Source organism: Myroides odoratimimus, from assembly GCF_030326305.1.
In the GTDB taxonomy this organism is placed as follows: Bacteria; Bacteroidota; Bacteroidia; order Flavobacteriales; family Flavobacteriaceae; genus Flavobacterium; species Flavobacterium odoratimimum_A.
Genome location: NZ_JACAKB010000001.1, coordinates 314,191 through 334,153 on the forward strand (window position 1 = coordinate 314,191; position 19,963 = coordinate 334,153).

Below are 19,963 nucleotides of genomic sequence, written 5' to 3' on the forward strand. Positions count from 1 at the left end.
ACAGTGTTTTACGGAAAACCTCATTTAGTGAATATTTATGTCAAAAAGATAGATGAGTATTAGAGTTTACTGTAGTATTTGGTTAATGGAGAATCTGGGTTTAAATGATTCCCATATCTTTTACAATACCAATAAGGTGTGTCGTGTTTTTAGCATTAAAAGAAACTCTTAAACGGCTAATTCTCTTTTCGATACTACTTGTACTTGCTATTGATAAATTATCTTCTTTAAACTTATGACTCATTTCACTTTGAGAATACCCTTCTGCTAGTAGACGGAGAATGGTTAAATCTTCCTCTTGTAGTACTAGTGTGACAGGATTGTCTTTTACATCCTTGATATCTGGTGATAGATAAGGTTTTTCCTCTTGTTGGATATAGGTGATAGCTGCTAGTAATTCTTTAATACTATTTCTCCCTTTACTGATATAAGCATTGACTTTTAAATCATCTATTAATTCACTTACTTCTATAAATCTGTTTTCTATAGAATAGACAATGACTTTAAGATTGTCATCTTGTTCACGTATTAATTTGATTAAGTCTGCTCCTCCCTTTAGTTTAGTTTCTCTATAGTCTTCTTGAAAAGACAAGTCAGAGATGATTAAATCAAACGGAGAGTTATTGTTCTTAGCACCTTGAATTTTTAGCCAAGCATCATCACAGTATTTAGTACTGTATACTTCGACCTGTGGAATGTTGTCACTTAAGGCTTGTACAATACCAATATTGATACTATCATAATCCTCGACAACTAATATCTTTTTAAACATAATTTTTTTTCGGTAATTGGATATTATACTTTACACCCAGTTTATTAGTTGAATCAAATATAAATGTTCCTCCAATATTAGTAATACGGTTTTCCACATTTGAAAGCCCATTTTTTGATTTAATATCCTCCTGTATGATTCCTACGCCGTTATCAGAATAGAATATTTTAAAGTATTTTTTATCTTCATTGAATTTGAATACTACTATAGTAGCCATACTATGTTTCTTCATATTGACTAATAATTCTTGTATTACTCGATAGATGGTTATCTTTTGATTCTTATCAAGTAAAGAAAAATCAAAGTTGTCAAGCCCTGAGATGATAATCTGGCAGTTAGCAGTAGTGTATTCATTGAATAAATTAGTCAAATGCGTAACAAAAGTTTCATCCGTTGCAATAGAGCTATGTTGCAGAGAAATATTTCTTGCTTTTTTATAGATAGACTCCAGATCAGATAGTAAATGATTCTTTGTTTCTGGAGTTTCAAGGTTAAAGTTCTGTGTATACGTTAATGCATTGAATACATCATTCGCTAATTCGTCGTGTATCTTTTTAGCAATTTTAGTTTCTGTTAAGTAAGACTGTTGAATCTTATCTATTCTATGACGATGTTTTATTCTTCTGTAAATAAAAGATGTAATCACTCCACCTGCCAATAAACAAAGAAGACTCACATAAAGAGCATTTTTACTTCTAGCAGATACTAGTTCACTGTGTTGTAAATCAAGTTTTAGCTTAATGTTCTCTTGTTCATGTTGTTCAAAGTCATAACGTATTTTAGCGAATTGGTTCTTCGCTTGCTGAGTCTCCGTAGCGATTTCTTTAGAAAGGTCTATATAATCTGCATAATACTTAGAGGGACTTTCTTTACTAGACTTGATGAGGTATTCAAGAGCTTGTAGTTTGTCTTTTTTATTTTTATTAGTTGTAGTGATTTCATAAGCCTTTAAGGCATAGTCATGTGCAGAGTGATAATCTTTATTTAAGGTATAATATTCTGCTAGGTTGATATAGCTTCTATAGATGTCATTTTGATTGATATCGTTTAGTCTTATAGCTAAGGCTTCTTCAAGTTCTTTTAACCCTTGTGATTTGTCTTGTAAGTAAAGGGCTTTTCCTAGGTTATTAAGGACTCGTGCTTGCTCTAAGGGCATTTCTTTAAATACATTAGAAGAAAGAATGCTTTGTAGAATATCAATTGCTTTAGTGTATTCTTTTAAACTAATATAATTAGAAGCTATATTGTTGTTTATTATATCTTTATCTATATTTTCAGGTATTAATTTTAATGCATATTTGTATGTTTTTATTGCTGTTAAATTATCATCTAGATTAGTATAACAATGTGCTAAAGTATTATAAATATAAATGACAAAAGGTTTATTGTCTTTATTAACTTTAGGAAGTTCCTTAATGATTAATTCTTGTGCACTATTGGAGTCGCCAATAATTAAATAAATTGTAGCTATACGTAGATTGTTGTAAGTAATACTTTCTTCTGATTTGTAAATTTTTTTAAAATAAAAGTTAGATTTTAAAAAAAAACTAAAAGCACTATCTAATTGATTTTTATTATATAAGCTATCTGCATGACCTTGATATCTATAAGCTAATTCTGATTCTTTTTCATTAGTGGAATTAGCTGGTTTTGTTAAGCACGAACAAAAAGATAACAGTAGAAGTGTTGTCAAAAGAAAATTCGAAGAATAGAAAGTGTGTAGGTGTCTTTTCATTCTTCGAATTTAGTAATTTTCTAAATAGGTCAACTACTTTGATGTAGGTCTTTTAATAGGAGTTAGTCCCCAATCATCTTTTTTCATCTCTTGATCTACTCCATTTACTTTAACCTCTTTCTTCATTTGAAGTTGGTTGTCATCTTTATCACAGCTTACCATTGATAATGTGATTACGCCTAATAGCATTACTGCTTGTACTGTTTTTCTTATAAGATTAATATAAAATAAGATAGTAAAGTTACAATATTAAAAAATAAAAAAGGTTTAAGGAATAGTTTTATTCCTTAAACCTTTTCATTTAGGGACTATTTTTTAATAGGTGGTTTGATGGTAGTATTACCTAAATCATTATTGTCTACTTGTTCATTTGTGTTTTTTGCATTTTTTGGAGGTTTGATAGTAGTATTACCTAAATCATTATTGTCCTCTTGTTCATTCATTACTTTTCTTATAGGAGGTTTAATAGTAGTATTACCTAAATCATTATTGTCCATCTCCTGATCCACTCCATTCGCTTTAACCTCTTTCTTCATTTGAAGTTGGTTATCATCTTTATCACAGCTTACCATTGATAATGTGATTACGCCTAATAGCATTGCTGCTTGTACTGTTTTTTTCATCTTGTTTAATTATTAAGTTAGATGCGAAAAGCAGTAATACATGCTGAGGGAAGCGAGTTGTTTAAGTGACATAAAATGGCTTCCTTGTTATTTTAGTATCACGAGTAAACAACCCATATAAATGTTTCGTACTTTTGAAACATCACAACACGTATCTGATTTTCGACACAGCAAAGGAAAGGCGACTTTTAGGGTGCAATGTGTTGTAAATCTGATGATTCCGATGATTCTGATAATTCCGTTTTACATTGAATTATAATTATGACCTTACTAACGAATGATGATTATATAGAATGTTTGAGAAAGCATATTGAAGCTGTTAAACATTTTCCTAAGTATACTTTACTAATGTCTCCATCACCTGCACAGATAAGAAACCACTGTGTGATGCTGTGTGAGGGGAATACACTATCTAAAGATGATCTAGAAGTATTGAATGCCTTCTTTCAATGCCATGCAAAGGATTTCAAAGAGTTAATAGCTATCATCCGTAATGTAGATGTAGAAAAACTTAAACCAGTACAACACTTTATAATTGCTAAAACAAAGGGCACAAAAATTCCTGCTATTGTTGAGCTAATTGCCGTGATGTATGATTATGAACCTAGACCGTATGGCAAGTTTAGAAAGAGTAGTGTAGAGATAGAAGAGGGGAGTGTAGCTGATGATCAAGCTGATTCAATTATTGTTGAAGAGAAAAGTGAAGCAGTAGAAGAGAAAACTATTGCAAATAATATATCACCTGTTCAATCATTTGCAGAATCTCAGCCTACTACTACACCGAAGAAGAAACTTAAGCGCAATCTAGTAATTGTCACAGTGATTATAATAGGCTTATTAGGTGTTGGTAGTTTAGCGAGTAGTGTGTTATCAAATGATCAATGTATGAAGTGGGAAGGAGATAGATATGTGGCTTATGACTGTGGTGAGGCTACAATAAAGAGTTTTGCAGGTGTAAGTAGTGAGCCTGTACCGTATGATAAAAGCATACTGAAGAACTTTAAACAAATAAGTGTTGATTGTGATACCGAGTTTTTTAGGAAAGGAAAACCGAAGGTATGGTTTGTCAAGACTGGAGAGGGAAAACATGATTATTTTAATAACCCAGGAACAGGGGTACATCCTATCTCTGGTAAGTCTTTAAGACCAATCACGCAATATCATCTAAATAAATACATCTACTCTAAGTGTAAATAAAAAAGAGGTTAGACATCACTAAAGACTGTCTAACCTCTTTTTTATTGTAGATTCCGATTATTCCGATACATAATCACCTAAGTTTGATTAATAATTGGCTTTTTGTAAGTACAGAAGAAGTGAAATAAAAGCATTTTAAACAACGGAATAATAAAGTCTCTCATTACCGAATTTAACATAAAGTACTTAAAATTCTATTTCTGATCAGTGTTTATTGATGAGTTAAAGATAGTTTTGTTTGGACCTGCTAGGGGATTGCTTGAGGGTTTCTTGCACATTCCTTCGACAAAAGCACCTTCTAGGCAAGGAACCCCCTAGGAATGTGCTAGCAATCCCCTAAGAAGTGCAAGCGAAACGCTCTTATCCTATTCATTAACAACGAAATTAAAAGGAATGTATTCATTTAAAGATTTTATCTCCTACTTGTACTTTAGAGTATTCAACTATATTGATATTACTCCCAAATAATATTACTATAGAACAATGTCAAAAGTATTTTTAATTGAATAGAGATAGTTAGTTACCCTGCAATATCCCATTTGTCAAATTTAAGACCTTGTTCTGTAATATTGAAAACAAACCATTTTGTGTATTCGTATTCTGACATATATGAAGAATAACCATCACTAAAGTCTCCAAATATTTCACTGTGTTCTATGCGTCCTTCAGATAAAATAACTTGTGTTGTTGTAAATCGTATATAATAGACATATACAGCATCACCATTATCTATGCTAACTTTATTTAAACCCTCTTTTCGTGTAAAGTTAATATCATTAAGATTGCATAATCTAAAGATTTCTTTTAGAGCATTAAGCATATCTTCACTAAACTCAGTATTGTTAAAGTACCTTTTTAATTCATTACTATTATTAGTATTTACAGCTTTCTTTATTTCTTTTAGGTCATTAATAGCCTTTGTGCGCATTGCTTTTTTTTGATCCTCTACCTTTTTGATTAGAGTTACTTTGGCATTTTCGGTATCGTTTAGTACGATACTACTATTAGACTTAGCAGGTTTATACCAGTTCTGCATTTCGAAATAACTAGCATAGATTCCTTTAGAGAACACATAACCTTTTCGTGCTAATACTTCATTGCGCAATAAAGCAAGTTCTTCTACTGATAGGTTAGTAAGCTCTTTCTCTGTGTATTTAGTAGAACTTGGTTTGGTCTGAGCTTCTATTGATGTTGTAGCTAGTAATAGGAAAGCAGTACAACAACTGATGAAGGCATGTTTTATTAGATAAGTTCGTTTCATAGTTATTTTAAATTGAATACTCTAAAGTAAGTAAAAACATAGTATAGTAGAATCACTATTTATTCTTTCTCATCTCTAATGGACGTGTTCCTGTAAACTCACAGAACGCATTGCTAAATGCTCCTAGAGTAACATATCCTACTGTATTGGCTATTTCGCTGACAGAGTGCTCAGTCTTCATCAGTAGTTCTATAGCTTTCACGATACGCAATGCTTTTAAGTATTGTAAGAAGGAGATTTGTAATTCAGCTTGGAAGAGGCGTGATACAGAGCGTTCACTCATATTAAACTTGTTGCTGATATCCGTCAGCGTTAATGGAAGTCCAAAACTACTGTCTAGATAGTCTGTTATCTTAGTAATGCGTGGATTATCACTAAAAGGAAGTTGTAACTGTATATTCTTATTGATAAAAGTGGGTAGAATATTTTTTAAAGCTTGTAGAAAAACAAAATTAGGCGTGTCTTGATTGACCATCTTATCATGCCAACACACTGTATATGCTATCATCTCTATTAATAGATCTGAAGCCGCGTATATCCCTAGTGTAGTATAAAAAGGATCATTATCATCATCATGGGTATAAAAATACAAGGAGTGAAGCACAGTAGCAGAGTTACTTAATCTCAAAATATGTGGTACGCCCTCAGGGATCCAAAAGAAGTACTTCGCGGGTACAACATAAGTGACATTGTCTACAGTCACATAAGTTATTCCTCCTTCTACATATGTGAGTTGTCCTTTTTGATGTTGATGTAAAGGATATCTTTTTGTCGATTTCTCATGATTGATAAATACGCCTTCTTCTATACTATCGATAAACTCTAAGGAATCGATGATCTTCATTGTAGTGTTTCTTTTTAATGAGCGCAAAAGTATATAATGATTTTGTCTGTTTTGAATAAAAAAATGACTATTTAAGAAATACAAGATATATCGTACTCATTTTACTTTTGTCCGATTTTAAAAACAACGTATGAAACTTGGGGATTTCCACTTATTAGCTGTACTCACCAGCTGTGTTACTATGGGGTATTGTCAGAGTACTACTCTATCAATTTCCAACAAGGATACAATACAACTCAGTATTCAAGAGATTTGGGAACAAACAGATCTTAGTAGTAAAAGAAGCTTGATTCAAGCCAAAGATCTACAGATCAGAAAAGAGAATACGGATGATGCACGCATCGGTAGATATCCAGTGTTTAATGCCTTCGGTAAAGCAGAAAAGGCAAGTAATATCCCTGTCTATACAAATGGAATATTTAATAAACCCGAACAACATGATGTGATACATACGCTCTATAATACTGGAGTGTCTATGTACTTAAATCTATATAGTGGCAATAGACAAAATCTAGAAATAGAAGAGCGAAAAACTTTAGAAGCTAAAGCGAATATTGAGGCAGATATGACTAAATCAGAAGTTCGGTTAGAGGCGATCAAGAGTTATTTGGCTTTAGCGAAACTATCTCGTTTTAAAAAAGTGATTACACAAGATATTGCCGAACATAAAGAGCAGTTAATCGAAATAGAACATTTATATAAGAATGGAGTAGTGTTAAAGAGTGATGTACTTCGTGCGACTATGGAAATCTCGAAGAGAGAAATGACCTTAGTACAACTCCAAAACGATCTCTCTATAGAAAACCAAAAGTTGGTTATATTGACAGGACGTAAGGATACAGATTTTATTAAACCACAAGATTCCTTTAATGAAGAACTATTCTTAGAATCTTATGATGAGGCTTTAGATATTGCCTTAGAACACGGGTTTAAACACCTGCTGTCAGAGGAGAGCTTGGTATTAAGTGATATCGAACAGAAAAAGGTGAAAGCTAATACTAAACCTAGTATTGGCTTAATAGGAAACTTCACTATGGCTAATCCACAAATATTCTTGTATCCGTATAATCCTAGTTGGTACAGTTTAGGGACTATCGGAGTACAGGTATCATTTCCTATTTCTAATTTATATCAGAATGTACACAAGGTTCGCAGTCGTGCTTTAGAACATGAGAAAGAGGAGTTACAACATCAATATGTACAAGATCAAATAAAAGAAGAGGTACAACAGGCATATTTAAGATATCAAGAATCATTGGTACAGATAGAGGTATGTACGAAGAATAAAGAACATGCGGCAGAGAATGCACGTATTACTAAGAGTACTTATTTTAATAAAATTTCTTTGCTTACAGATTTATTAGATGCTGATGTACAACATTTACAAACACAATTTGAACTAGAAGCTGCCAAGTTAGACAGCATTTATAAATACTATACTCTTCAATTCGCTAAAGGCTTATTATAATGGATATTAAAACTCGTATTAAAATTACAGATCGCCTAATCACACGTATTACGCGCTATCTAGCTTCTATTATTATTTTGATAGGAAGTCTTTGGGGAATTCACACACTATGGATGTATTGGAAATATGAACAAACTAATGATGCTCAAGTACAAGAGTATATTAATCCTGTTATTTCTAGAGTAGGAGGATTCTTAACAGAAGTGCGCTTTGAGGAGAATCAAATAGTGAATAAAGGAGATACCCTATTAGTAGTGGATAATCGAGAGTACATTTATGATCAAGCGACTACTTCTGCTGAGATAGCGAAACAGTATGCATTGATAAAGGAATTAGACGCTCGTCAATATACATTGTCTCAAACAGCCGCCGCCGCAAAAAGCCAAATCCAAGGGAGAGAATCTAAATATCATCAACAGGAGTTGGATTATCAGCGATATAAGAAACTCTATGAAGAAGATGCAGCTACTGCACAAATGCTAGAGGAGAAACAGGCACAATTAAATATAGGACAGAGTGATTATAATACTAGTGTAGAGCACGCTCGAGCTGCTACAGCTAGTATAGCAGATATTGAAGCACAGAAACAAGTTTTGTTAAAAGAGATTACTCGATTACAAGAACTTGAGAAGTATAAGAATCTGACTGTAGGTTATACCGTTATCACTGCACCTTATAGAGGGAGAATGGGGAAGAGGAGCATTGACTTAGGTCAGATGATTTCTGTAGGTCAGGTGCTTACCTATATCGTTAATGACGAAACACCGAAGTGGATTATTGCTAATTTTAAAGAAACACAAATACGCAATATACAGATAGGTCATCAGGTAGAGGTAGTCGCAGATGCTTATCCTGATAGACAGTTTATAGGAAAGGTTATTTCTATAGCTCCAGCTACTGGCTCTAGTTTTTCTTTATTACCACCAGATAATGCCACAGGTAACTTTGTAAAGATTGTACAGCGTATTCCTGTACGTATAGAAATAATATCACCTACTGATTCGGAAGAATTATTAAAAGCGGGTATGAATGTCAATGTTTTTATAGCTAAAAAACAATCTAATGCAAAATAACGAAGCGTCTCAGTTATTCGTTGATTGGATTCCAGAGTGGATGATACACGTCATTCTTTTTGTACTTTTAATGCCGAGTATTGTCTTGTTTTTCCTGCCAGCTGCTAATGCTACAGCAGCTGCAGGATACTTTGGATGTGATTCACGAGACATTCAGTTTTCTGTGTCTCTATTGTATGCAGGTTTTGTCTCTTTTTATAGTTTAGAACGACGTTTCTTTACGTATTTAGCGACTAAAGAATACTTTATTCTATTTAATGTCTTACAGATAGTAGGCTGTATAGTACTGTATAATGTACAAGCGCTATGCATTGTTTTTCCTGTTCGCTTTTTACAAGGAATGTTATTTGCTAGTACAGTTAATCTATCTATTTCTACATTATATGTCCGTTTAGATAGTTCTAAAGCTAGGGAGATTAGCTTCTCGTGCTTCTACGGTATTTTGATTTGTGCAACACCCTTTAATCAATTAATTACTTCAGATTTAGTAGATCAGTACGACTATTCCTTTTTGTATAAGATAGCTTCTTTTTCTTTTATACCAGGGTTAATATTAATTATGCTGACTATGCGCTTTGTACGTCTCCAGCGTAAACTGCCATTGTATAGTCTAGATTGGGAGAGCTTTGTGTTATTTTCAGTAGTGGTAGTACTATTTGGATATCTTACTATTTATGGGCAACAGTATTATTGGTTTGAAGATCGCGATATTCGTTTAATAGGATTGACGATCTTGATTACCTTATTCTTCTTTGTATGGAGACAAAAGCATTTGAAGAGACCTTATATTAATTGGCATGTATGGAAGTATCGCAACTTTAAGATAGGATTGTTCTTATTGTTTATTCTTTATATCTGTCGTTTTGCATCAGGGATTACAAATACACATTTTATTAACTCACTTCATTTAGACCCTAGGCATCTTTCTTATCTAAATAGCTTTAATTTAATAGGACTTGTGACAGGAGTGATACTTGCATGTGTTTGGTTGATTAATCGTCGTCCTATGCGCTTTATATGGAGTCTAGGATTTATTGCGCTGTTTTTGTTTCACGTGGGGATGTATATGCAGTTTGCCCCTAGTGCTAATCCAGATGATTATTATCTTCTTTTGTTTTGTCAAGGTTTAGGAGTAGGAGTTTTAATGGTGCCTATTATAGTTTATTGTGTTACTTCAGTACCTGTATCACTTAGTGCTTCTGCGGCTGCTGTATGTTTAGGTGTGCGCTACTTTGGTTATACATGTAGTATAGCGATTATGAATTATTATAGTTTGTACAGTTCTAATCGTCACTTAAGTCGTTTCTCAGATTATTTGAATATAGCTAATCCTATACTACAGACTAAGCTTACTCAGAATACTATGAAGTTAAAAAGTAGAGGTATGCCCAGTTCTATAGCTGAGAAAGCAAGTGAAAAGATAATGTTATCTGATCTTAGCAAACAAATAGAGTTGAGGTATGCAATGGATTACTTCGAGATACTTAGTTTACTTTTATTAGTGATTATCATCTTAGTACTATTCACACCTTATTTAAGTAAAACATGGGTTTACTTAAAATCAAAAAGTGTTTCACCCTTTTAGTTTTATATTTTTTTTCAAAAAAGTAGGAGAGTCGTCTAGTACTCTTCTGCTTTTTAGTTAAGGTCAAAAAAAAATCCTAAGCGTTAACTAAGGACTTTATATATTTAATGTTTCTTAACCATTGTTTAGTTCTGAATTCCAATTAATAAAGTCTTCTGCTTTTAAAGTAGTAAGTTTTGTGTATACATATTTTGCTAATGCTTTTTCACTACTAGAATGACTCAGTTTAGTACTGATCTCAGTAATTCCCTTTTCTTCTTTAAAGATGTTGTTTTTGGTACAGTTTACATAAGAGTCATAATTGTTACTAACTATGTCTGTAGGACTTAGGTTGAGAGATATTATTCCATATTCATATAAAAAATCATCAAAAAAACCATAATAGGTATTACGTTTACTATCTAAAAATTTTTGATTGATATAATGAATTGTTTCAGAAGAACTTCTTTGGAAGTACTCTGCAATAACTTTGTTGAATGTAGTATAAGTATCCATAAATTTGGTTTTAATGCATTATGCACAAAAATATGGAAAAAAAATATTAAACTTAATAAATAACTTATAGTTTAAGTATATTATTCCATTTCTTTATTCTTATTAAACAGAAAAAAGAAATGGGATAATATACAAAAGACTGTCTTGTTAGGACAGTCTTTCTTTTATATTAATGCTTTACAGATTTGGATTTAGGACATACTGTTTTCGATTTTAATTCGTGTACGTAGTTCTTCATATTTCCCTCCATTTCTTTGTTAATGTTTAAAGTTGTATTATTAATTTTAATATTATTTTGACTAGATTCTTTAAATGACCCAATAAATTGAGTAGTATAAGTGTAAGATTGTATACAATAAAATATAGTGAAAATTAACAGTTTAACCTTTGTCCAAATCTGGGGCTTGTTACCAACAAAATTATTTTAGAAAACTAATTTTCTATTTTTAAACAGAAAAAATCCTAAGCGTTAACTTAGGATTTTCTTGTACTCCCGAAGGGACAAATATCGAACAATTTTATTGAAGATGTCGAACGTTTTCAGGAATTATTTCAGGAATGAGATTAAATGTAAAAACCTACATCTTGATTTAGGATGTAGGTTTTTTATTTAAGTTTATAATTGGAGAAAGAGGGTTAGCCTCTTTTAATTTGTATGCTTTATAAATAGGGATGTTCACTTTTTAAATTGCGGTTAGCACCTTATTCGGAAAGTTATAAACTATGATTGAAATTGTTTTAATACTGATATAAAGAAAAAATAATTTATCTTATCTTATCTGTCCAGTTTAGTATAAGCCTTTTCACAGTTTGTTTATTAGGTCTTTAAAATACCCATAATCTTTGTCTATTAATATTCGTCTGTCAAGATAGCAATTGAATTTTTCGCAAGAGGTTTCGGGTAATAATGTACAACTGAAACAAGCTGAAAGATTCAAGTTTGCTACACCTTGTCCGTGTGTGTGGTAACAAATTGGGTCTGTTGCACAATCAATTGCGCGAATCATTGAAGATTCAATTAGTTTTCCAATTTTATTGTCATCACAAATTGATGTTATTCCACCATAACTTCCTTCTGAACCCGCAATTGTGTATATCAAAACTCCGTTCATTTCAAGCTCTTCGTCAATGTAAAGTCGTTCTTGAATGGAAGTTGATGGATAACCACACAAATACTCTAATTCTTTGATGATTAAATGTGAAAAAGTATGTATTAAAACATATTTCGGATTTAACTCAAAATCTTCATTAAAGTTGGATTCAAAATGTTTTTGATTTCCGATAAGAATTTCAATTCGCTCTTTTATTTTAGAATAGTTTTTAATCCAATCATTTAGAACTTCATTGTTAAACTCAAAGAAAATTCCTTCTCCAAAACTTTCAATTGCTGGTAAGTACTTTGTTGTTTTTCCAAAAGTTGAAGTAAACTTTTTTACAATACTTTCTTTTGTTATTTTTTCAGTATCCTCATCTTCCAAAATCAAACTTGATGAAAGAGGTTCTTGTCGTGTAAAAGAAGTTTGAACAGAAGTGATTTTTATTTTATCCATTTTGAAAATAGACTTTATCAAATCATTTTGAAAAAACGAATTGTCAATTTTGTTGAAAATGAGTTTGTCTTCAACTCTTTCGCTGTCTTTTTCTGTAATGAATTTGTACTCATCAAATCTGTATTGATTTTCAGTTTTGGCAATTTCAAGTTCTCGTTCGCTAAAATTGTTGTCAATCAATTTTTGAATAATTGTAGCATCAATTTCTATGTTTTTGTAGCGTTTTAAATTTCTTGAAATTGTTTGTGAATTGCTTCCGTCTTCGTGTTCTTCTCTAATTAAATTGAGTGAATGTTCATTTAACTCGTCATTTGCAGGAATGTAAATACTTGACAAAATATTTGGATAATAAACGCTATTACTTGAACGTATAACAGGTTTAAACAAAATATCTGTTTCTTTTGTATTGGGTAATAATTCTTGAATTTTCACTCTTAAATTGAACAAACCTGAAAGCGTTGTAAAGTTTAATTGCTCTCCGTTTTTTCTTTTTGCAATTATCCAAATACCTTTTAAATCGTCTAACTTGTCAGAAGTTATATATTCAAAAATTGCATCTTCTGGAACTTGAATATTGCCAAGTGTAATAATACCTTCTTCGCTTACAGTTTCAGTAGATTCTTTTTTATCGTCTTTTTTCTTGTTTAAAAACATTGCCCATTTATCCCAAGGAATATCAGCAATTTCTCCATTAGGAGATGTTAAAACAAAACGAACTTGTTCTAAATCATAGAATTTTCTTTTCTTTTCTCGGTTTTGAACATAACAACTATAACATTTTGGCGGATATAAATTTTCTTTGTGTTCCGAATTAACGTTATTTTCCCAATTATTTTTCCAATGGTCAATTCTATCAAAACGATTACAATTATTACAATAAAACCATTCGGGAAAATATTTTGCAGATAAAAAGGCGAATTGATTCTCGGGCTTAAAACCTTGCTTTAATTCATTAACAGGGATTTTTACTAAGTGTTCCAATTGTTGAAAATATCTGCTCAAACGGTTTTTGAAGCGTTTATCAAAGATAAAATTATGTTCTTCAAATTTTCCATTTATCTTATCGAAAAAGGGCCATTCATTAAAATTATCAATCAATATAGAACCATCTCTTGTTTCTATAATAGAACCAACACCACCATAAGAACTAATGGCTTTTCTTGTTTGTATTTGCTCAAATTGTCCCATTACTTATTTATTATTTTTACAATGCTATTAGTATCTATTTCTCGCATTGACATCATTAAACTCCAATCATCTAAATCGGACATTTTTTTGATCAGAACTTTATAAGTTAAATCACCTTCTTTTGTTGTCCATTTTTCAGATAAAACTTCCAATTTTTCCAAAGCATAATCAAGTTGTTTTTTATTTTTGATACGTTCAGAAATAAATATTTTAAGTTCCTTGTAATTTCCTGTAAAATCTTTTGCTCGTTTGTCTGGATATAATCCTTGCTTGTGTCGGACAAAACAAACCAATAAACTTGCTAAAACTTTGTCTAATGCAATTTCGGTAAATGGTGTAACACTTAAAGGTTCAACGAATTTGTAATAAGCATTGTTGAACGGAACGTAATTTTCAAAATACGATTTATCTCTTGAACGATTAGCATCCAATAAATTGATTACAATTCCTTTGTCTTTTCGTCCAACACGACTAGATGCTTGAATGTATTCAGCAACATTTTTAGGTTGTCCGTTCATTAACATCACATTTAGTCGCTCAATGTCAATACCAACCGAAAACATATTTGAAGCCAAAACTAAATCTACCGAATTCTGAACGAAAGCGTAACCGTCTTTTGCGACCAAACTAAACGGCATTTCTAACTCGTTTAAGAGCTTTTTGATAGAATTACTTTCAATTCTACTTGTCAATTCTTTTGTTCTTCCTGCAAGTCCGAAATAATTAAAACCATACACTTTTTTTGACAGTTGATAGCGATTGTGTAAGAGTTTCAAGAAGTCTGAAATTTCTGCAGGAACTTTATTGTAAATCTTTCCAACATCACGTAAACTATTGTAGAATGAAACAATCGTCCAAAAATTATCTTCTCTGCTAATTGCTTCTTCTTGCGTTAAACTTTCTTTTACTCTGTAATACTTGAACAATTCAATTCTTGCCAAAAGCAAATTTCCTAAAATACGTATTTGCGAATTTAAAGCTGTTTTTCCTGTTGGCATAAAACCAATATGTTTTCGTTTGCTTTCAGTTGAAACATAAGAAAAGAAATTATCATCATAAGTTACTCCCATTGGTGGAAAAACATTCAATTCTCTATTTCCATAGAGCATTGCAACTTGTTGTTCGGTGTTTCTTGTTGTTGCTGTTGAAGTAATGATTTTTGGCTTTCTTTTTCCTTTTGTAGCGAGTAATTCAACGATTGATTCATACAAACCTGTGATTGAACCCAAAGGACCACTTAACAAGTGTAATTCATCTTGAATAATTAAATCAGGGGGTGATTTTTTATCGTCTAATGAATTGAAAAGATGATGTCCTTCTTCTCTGTGTGAGAGCATCGCAAATTTATCAACTGTTGCGAAAAGCAATGTTGGTGGATTTTGATAAATTTTATCGTCCACAAAATAAATTGGTAATTCTAGATTAAAAGCACATTCTGAATTTAAGCAATTGGTCGAGAAAATATTGTTTGTTGCTTTGTAACCCAAATCAAATTTTCCTAAACTATTTTGCGACACTAAATTACAACCGCACCACGAACAACTTGTAATTGGAAAAGTATTTGCTTTACGATAATCTCCTACTTTTTTGTTATTCAGTTTTGTTATTTCGTCAAATGTTTTTTTGAATATTGTTTGAGCATCTTTATATGAATTTGGTGTTGTAGAAGCTCCAACCCACATTCCAATTGAAATTTTGTTTTCTCCAAAAAAGTATTCTTCGTTTGGTTTAAAAAATCTTCTCAAAAAGTCTAACGAAAGAATCAATTTTGTTGCACGTTCAAATTGTTGTGCAGTCAGCAAACGCAATGTATAACGCATAATCACAGAAACTCCGTCCGAATCTTTTCCGTATAAAATTCTTCTGCTAATTATCGTGAATGCTGTAATTGCCAAATACGCTTCTGTTTTACCGCCACCTGTCGGAAACCAAAGCAAATCAACAACGTTGTTTCTGTCGTCAGAATTTTCGTTGATTATTGATTCAAGATTCAACAAGAAAAACGCTAATTGAAAAGGTCTGTAATTAGGTTTGAATGTGTGATTTTTGAAAAAGTCTAAATCATTGTATTTAAAGTTTTCATCAATTTCAGACAGTTCAATTCCTTTCTTTCCAAACAAATCTTTGTTTGAGATTAGCATTTGAATATACATTGCTGTATTTGATAGCAAAAAGGATTTAAAAGCAATTTCATTTTCACTTAGAAAGTCTATATTCTTGATTAGCCTTTCGTATGTTCTGTTCTGCTTTTCTAAAATTGTGCTTAAAGACTTTTTGTAATTATCTTCTGCATTTGTTTTTTCCTGCTTTGTTATCCAACCTTTATACTCTTGTGCAAAGAGTATTAATTTTTGAATGATTGTTGATTTATCTAAGTCAGTCCAAATTGAAAGGTTTTTCAATTCAGTAATATCTTTTAAATTTTCAGGAAAGTCTTCTTTAAAAGCGTTGCTGTAATTTTTAATATCAACTTCAGGCAAAAACGTAGTTTTTAATTCCGTTGGATTTTTATAGTCATTCCAATTTACTGCACAACCGTGGCCAATTGCAAAAGAGTGTTCTTTTCTGTATTGAAAGTTGATTAAGTTTAGTTCTTCGTCAAAAGGGTTTGTTTCAGAAAGTTGTTTGTATGGCAAAAACGTCACGCCCGAAATAGAAATTTCACCTTGTAAAATTGCTTTATGATTTAGTTCTGGATTACTAAATGAAAATTTGTTTTTCGGGTGATTCAATTTGTTTGCTAACAAAATTTTTATGAATTTGCCATAGTGGGTTTCGTAAATTTTCTTGTAATAGCAAGTAATGATAGAATTATCTTCTTGATTTTGGTCTAAAGGATATTCTTTTGATTCGTCGAAATTTATCTCTGTTAGATTTAGTTCAACAGTTTTAGGTTCTATTTTTACTCTTTTCCAAAGTCGTCCTAAAAGTAATTCTCCTTTTTTATATGCAACGCTGTCAAGCAACTCTGTTTGTTGTTCGTTTTCTTTAAATCGGCTTCTATAATTGCGAACAGATAAACCGCCTTTATCAAATTCTTCTTTGTTTAAGGACATTAGTCCGTTTTCGTATTTGAAATACTTGGTAACTGAATTATATGGATTTTCAGAAAACTTTTTGAAATCCTCTTCTGAAATTTCTATCGTTGCCAATGTTGGTTCTATTTGTGCATATTTTGCGTAACTGAAAGTTACGGTTAAAGTTTTTGCATCTTTTGGAACGCAAAAAGTTAAACCAAAATTTGTTGGAAAGTATTGATTGGCTTCTGAATATTCTTTTTCAGGTTCTACATTTTTACTTTTGTCAATATCTTTATCAACATTTTCATCAGCATTATTCGTTTCGGGTGTTTTATTTTCAATGTTAATGTCATCGTCTTCTAATTCTGCATTTGCATCGTGTGTTTCTTTTTCTCCGATAGAAACTTCCATATCACGTTCGGGAAACAAAATACCCGAATAATATCTACTCAATGGATAATCTGAAATGATTTCATTTTCATTGTCAGAAATAAAAACATCAGAACCGGGACCAATCAAATTATCTTTGATTTTATCTCGAAATATCAATCTTGGTTCGTTTAAATAGTTATTCATCTACCAAAGTCTTTTTAATTATTGTTTTTTCTTGAATTGTTGCGGTTAGTTTTTCTAAAATTTCATTCGGTAATTTTTTTAGAGAATCGCTTTTTTCTTCTTTGTTAGAAGCAATATAATCTAACAAATCATTACCCAAAATCTTTCCTGCTTGTTGTCTTATGGAATGGTCTTTTTTAGAATAAATTTTAAATTTTTCAAATTCAGTTACGATTAAATCGTATGAACAGTTATTATTCATATTTATACATAATTCTCTAATGGCTTCCAAAGTTTTAACTCTTGGAAATCTTGTCGAGGATTTTTCATCTAAATATAGACGGAATGTGTTGAAATTGATTTTAAATGACGTAAATAATGAGTTGTAAAATTCTTCTAAATTGCTAAATTGTTTTGATAGGTCTTTCAAAGTTTGTTTCCAACTGTCTGCATATTTATCAAATGAGTCCAATAAATTTTCTGTGTCAAATATTTTTAAAATTTTTAGAAACTCATCTTTGCTATTATTTTGATAAAAACGTATAGTGGCATTTTCATAGACTTCACCAATAGTCGTTTTGATTTGTTCGTTATTTTCTACTAGAAATACTCCTTTTGAAGAATCAAACTTATCTTTAGTTCCATCACTAAACTCAATCTCATAAATTGAATGTCCTTTCGGTAAATCAATAGTTTCATAAGGATTGTTTCTAAATTCTTCGTTATTCAAATCAAAAGAAAATATATCATCTAATTCTCGTTTATTTATTTCAGTTGAATGAACAAAATCTGTTTTAAAAAAAATCAATCTGTCCTTATGATTCAATCTTATTTTTTCTAGATTTTGGTATGCTCGCTCGACATTGTCAAATGAAATTTCATCTAAATTTTTGTAATTAAGAATTTCGCAATAACCCTTTATAGATTTGATTTTTGAGTATAAATTAATGTTATTCAAATAGGGAATGATTATTATTTGCCTTTCCGAATTTTGTTGCTTGTCATTTATCCATTTGTCTAAATATAGTTTTAAATTATCAATCCTTTTATCACTGATTAGATGGATATTATTTATCTTTTCATTTTTTATTTGAGTGTAAACAGCATCATAATTTTTTTTCTCAACAACAAGATAAACTGGTTTAGGATTACTTTCTTTTGCTTTCTGCTTGATATAATTCCATTTCAAATTTTCATTTTCCAATATACAGGAAAGTTTTGAGAACAAATTAAAAATACGGTCAGTATAGCCTTTGATTGTATCAGGGTTGTAAATGTTTTTTTCGTAGAAAAAGTTATTTAACTCATCTAAAAAAGCTTCGCTTTGAAAAAAATGATTAAGTCGATCTAAATATTCTTGATAAATTCCTTTTGAAAGATTAGTATTTACCAAAATCATTCTCAAAAAGAAATTGGTGTATTTCAAAATGAAAGTGAAGTTGACCTTGCTTTCATCTTTTAGTATCTCACATTCTTTAAAAATTTCTATAAATGAAGAATATAGGTTGCTATTGTTTAATGTGACCTTCGTTATTTCATTTGGTATTTCGTTGTTTGCTATTTTTACTTCATCATTTGACCACCACCATTCCAAAAATTGATTTTCAGAATTTGGTTTATCTGTTCCGATTACAATTATGTTTTTGTATTTTTCTCTGTATTTTTCTTGAAGAATAAAGTCAAAAGAATTTCTATATTTTGCGTCACCAATAATTATGATTTCATCAAATTGGTGATTTCCGTTTAAAAGAAAATTTTGTGCAGAATTAAAGTCGTTACAACATTCAACTAAATAACTAAAAAATGGTAAATCATTACTGATTTTTCCGTTCTTGTTTGTATATCTTATCGGCAAAAAATTACTTTCTCTAAAAAATGATTTTTCAGCAATTACTAAGGTTCTATTTTTAAAATCTGTTATAAAAGGAAATTTTTCATTGAAAGTTGCACTTAAAAATGAGCGATATCTATCTATGTTTTTTGAAGCATTTTTATTATCAACCAGATTCGGATTTAGCTTCGTAAAATTAGGTTTGTCAAAAAAGAAATCAACTATTCCAAGTTCATTTTTTTTCGGAAATTGGAAGTTTATTTTTACTTTTTCATTATAAGTGCTTTTTACAATAAAAATCCGATGTTCTTTATTGTGTTTTTTGTAAATCAAATCTCCATTATTCAGTATAGGTAATCTGTTTTTTTCGTAATTGAAAAAACTTTGGAAAAGTTTGATTAATACGATTGAATGAAAAATGGAAGTAAAAAAGTTTTCCCTATATTCTTCTTCAGGTATGCTTATGAAAAAATCCTTTTTTTCAGCGTTATCGTTAAGGATATACTGGTAAATCAAATGAAAGTTTGCAAAGTCAAATATGCTGTACTTTTCAAAATCAGTTTCTCTTAAATTGATTTCGTCAGCGTAACATTCCTTTATTTCGGAATAAATAAGGTTTAAATAGTCTTTGATTTGTTTTTTCATTTAATATCATTCTCGTTTTCTATGCTGTTCGTTTAGAGTGTTGTATAATATTGTTTTTTTATAAAACAAACCACAGCATAGTTTCAAAAAAAGCCTAACCATATACTTATTTGTTTATAAT

Annotated in this window: 14 protein-coding genes; 4 read left to right on the forward strand and 10 right to left on the reverse strand. The window is 30.9% G+C overall.

What is annotated here, in order from left to right; genetic code table 11:
• Window positions 1-100: 100 nt before the first annotated feature.
• The 4 genes from HX049_RS01380 to HX049_RS01395 all read right to left on the reverse strand — a co-directional run bounded on the left by HX049_RS01380 (window position 101) and on the right by HX049_RS01395 (window position 3,130).
• The gene (locus HX049_RS01380; protein ID WP_286413516.1) at window positions 101-772 is read right to left on the reverse strand and encodes a response regulator; all 672 of its coding nucleotides are present in this window, start codon (window positions 770-772) and stop codon (window positions 101-103) included.
• Entirely contained in the window at window positions 765-2,507 is a 1,743-nt protein-coding gene (locus HX049_RS01385; RefSeq protein ID WP_286413517.1) for an ATP-binding protein, read from the reverse strand. The genes HX049_RS01380 and HX049_RS01385 overlap by 8 nt, the downstream gene beginning before the upstream one ends.
• Window positions 2,508-2,540: 33 nt before the next feature.
• Window positions 2,541-2,696, reverse strand: coding sequence for a hypothetical protein (locus HX049_RS01390; RefSeq protein ID WP_286413518.1), 156 nt, complete (start codon window positions 2,694-2,696; stop codon window positions 2,541-2,543).
• Window positions 2,697-2,815: 119 nt separating this feature from the next.
• Complete coding sequence (locus HX049_RS01395) at window positions 2,816-3,130, reverse strand: hypothetical protein (RefSeq protein ID WP_286413519.1); 315 nt, start codon at window positions 3,128-3,130, stop codon at window positions 2,816-2,818.
• 261 nt (window positions 3,131-3,391) lie between these two features.
• On the opposite strand from HX049_RS01395, the gene HX049_RS01400 reads away from it, so the two are divergent.
• Window positions 3,392-4,327, forward strand: coding sequence for a hypothetical protein (locus HX049_RS01400; protein WP_286413520.1), 936 nt, complete (start codon window positions 3,392-3,394; stop codon window positions 4,325-4,327).
• A 520-nt stretch (window positions 4,328-4,847) separates the two neighbouring features.
• Here HX049_RS01400 and HX049_RS01405 read toward each other — a convergent pair.
• Together HX049_RS01405 and HX049_RS01410 are read right to left on the reverse strand one after the other, a co-directional pair.
• On the reverse strand, window positions 4,848-5,588 hold the full coding sequence (locus HX049_RS01405; protein ID WP_286413521.1) for a YARHG domain-containing protein: 741 nt from the start codon (window positions 5,586-5,588) through the stop codon (window positions 4,848-4,850).
• 55 nt (window positions 5,589-5,643) lie between these two features.
• On the reverse strand, window positions 5,644-6,432 hold the full coding sequence (locus HX049_RS01410) for a helix-turn-helix domain-containing protein (protein WP_286413522.1): 789 nt from the start codon (window positions 6,430-6,432) through the stop codon (window positions 5,644-5,646).
• Between the two features lie 130 nt (window positions 6,433-6,562).
• On the opposite strand from HX049_RS01410, the gene HX049_RS01415 reads away from it, so the two are divergent.
• From HX049_RS01415 to HX049_RS01425, 3 genes are read left to right on the forward strand one after another with little or no spacing between them, the layout of a single operon-like run.
• The gene (locus HX049_RS01415) at window positions 6,563-7,900 is read left to right on the forward strand and encodes a TolC family protein (RefSeq protein ID WP_286413523.1); all 1,338 of its coding nucleotides are present in this window, start codon (window positions 6,563-6,565) and stop codon (window positions 7,898-7,900) included.
• Complete coding sequence (locus HX049_RS01420; protein WP_286413524.1) at window positions 7,900-8,973, forward strand: HlyD family secretion protein; 1,074 nt, start codon at window positions 7,900-7,902, stop codon at window positions 8,971-8,973. Before HX049_RS01415 ends, HX049_RS01420 begins: the two co-directional genes overlap by 1 nt.
• Complete coding sequence (locus HX049_RS01425; protein WP_286413526.1) at window positions 8,963-10,558, forward strand: beta-carotene 15,15'-monooxygenase; 1,596 nt, start codon at window positions 8,963-8,965, stop codon at window positions 10,556-10,558. The genes HX049_RS01420 and HX049_RS01425 overlap by 11 nt, the downstream gene beginning before the upstream one ends.
• Window positions 10,559-10,672: 114 nt before the next feature.
• Here HX049_RS01425 and HX049_RS01430 read toward each other — a convergent pair whose 3' ends face one another.
• From HX049_RS01430 to HX049_RS01445, 4 genes are all read right to left on the reverse strand, one after another.
• Complete coding sequence (locus tag HX049_RS01430) at window positions 10,673-11,053, reverse strand: hypothetical protein (protein ID WP_286413527.1); 381 nt, start codon at window positions 11,051-11,053, stop codon at window positions 10,673-10,675.
• Between the two features lie 803 nt (window positions 11,054-11,856).
• Window positions 11,857-13,791 (reverse strand): DUF1998 domain-containing protein, encoded by a 1,935-nt coding sequence (drmB, locus tag HX049_RS01435; protein ID WP_286386446.1) that lies wholly within the window; start codon window positions 13,789-13,791, stop codon window positions 11,857-11,859.
• Window positions 13,791-17,387, reverse strand: coding sequence for a helicase-related protein (locus tag HX049_RS01440; RefSeq protein ID WP_286413528.1), 3,597 nt, complete (start codon window positions 17,385-17,387; stop codon window positions 13,791-13,793). The genes drmB and HX049_RS01440 overlap by 1 nt, the downstream gene beginning before the upstream one ends.
• Entirely contained in the window at window positions 17,380-19,842 is a 2,463-nt protein-coding gene (locus tag HX049_RS01445; RefSeq protein WP_286386449.1) for a hypothetical protein, read from the reverse strand. Before HX049_RS01445 ends, HX049_RS01440 begins: the two co-directional genes overlap by 8 nt.
• Window positions 19,843-19,963: the final 121 nt, after the last annotated feature.

Coding starts and splice junctions, on each gene's coding strand:
- HX049_RS01395 (WP_286413519.1), bottom strand. CDS start 3,130: ATGAAAAAAACAGTACAAGCAGCAATGCTATTAGGCGTAATCACATTA.
- HX049_RS01405 (WP_286413521.1), bottom strand. CDS start 5,588: ATGAAACGAACTTATCTAATAAAACATGCCTTCATCAGTTGTTGTACT.
- HX049_RS01410 (WP_286413522.1), bottom strand. CDS start 6,432: ATGAAGATCATCGATTCCTTAGAGTTTATCGATAGTATAGAAGAAGGC.
- HX049_RS01385 (WP_286413517.1), bottom strand. CDS start 2,507: ATGAAAAGACACCTACACACTTTCTATTCTTCGAATTTTCTTTTGACA.
- HX049_RS01390 (WP_286413518.1), bottom strand. CDS start 2,696: ATGCTATTAGGCGTAATCACATTATCAATGGTAAGCTGTGATAAAGAT.
- HX049_RS01415 (WP_286413523.1), top strand. CDS start 6,563: ATGAAACTTGGGGATTTCCACTTATTAGCTGTACTCACCAGCTGTGTT.
- HX049_RS01400 (WP_286413520.1), top strand. CDS start 3,392: ATGACCTTACTAACGAATGATGATTATATAGAATGTTTGAGAAAGCAT.
- HX049_RS01380 (WP_286413516.1), bottom strand. CDS start 772: ATGTTTAAAAAGATATTAGTTGTCGAGGATTATGATAGTATCAATATT.
- HX049_RS01425 (WP_286413526.1), top strand. CDS start 8,963: ATGCAAAATAACGAAGCGTCTCAGTTATTCGTTGATTGGATTCCAGAG.
- HX049_RS01440 (WP_286413528.1), bottom strand. CDS start 17,387: ATGAATAACTATTTAAACGAACCAAGATTGATATTTCGAGATAAAATC.
- HX049_RS01430 (WP_286413527.1), bottom strand. CDS start 11,053: ATGGATACTTATACTACATTCAACAAAGTTATTGCAGAGTACTTCCAA.
- HX049_RS01445 (WP_286386449.1), bottom strand. CDS start 19,842: ATGAAAAAACAAATCAAAGACTATTTAAACCTTATTTATTCCGAAATA.
- drmB (WP_286386446.1), bottom strand. CDS start 13,791: ATGGGACAATTTGAGCAAATACAAACAAGAAAAGCCATTAGTTCTTAT.
- HX049_RS01420 (WP_286413524.1), top strand. CDS start 7,900: ATGGATATTAAAACTCGTATTAAAATTACAGATCGCCTAATCACACGT.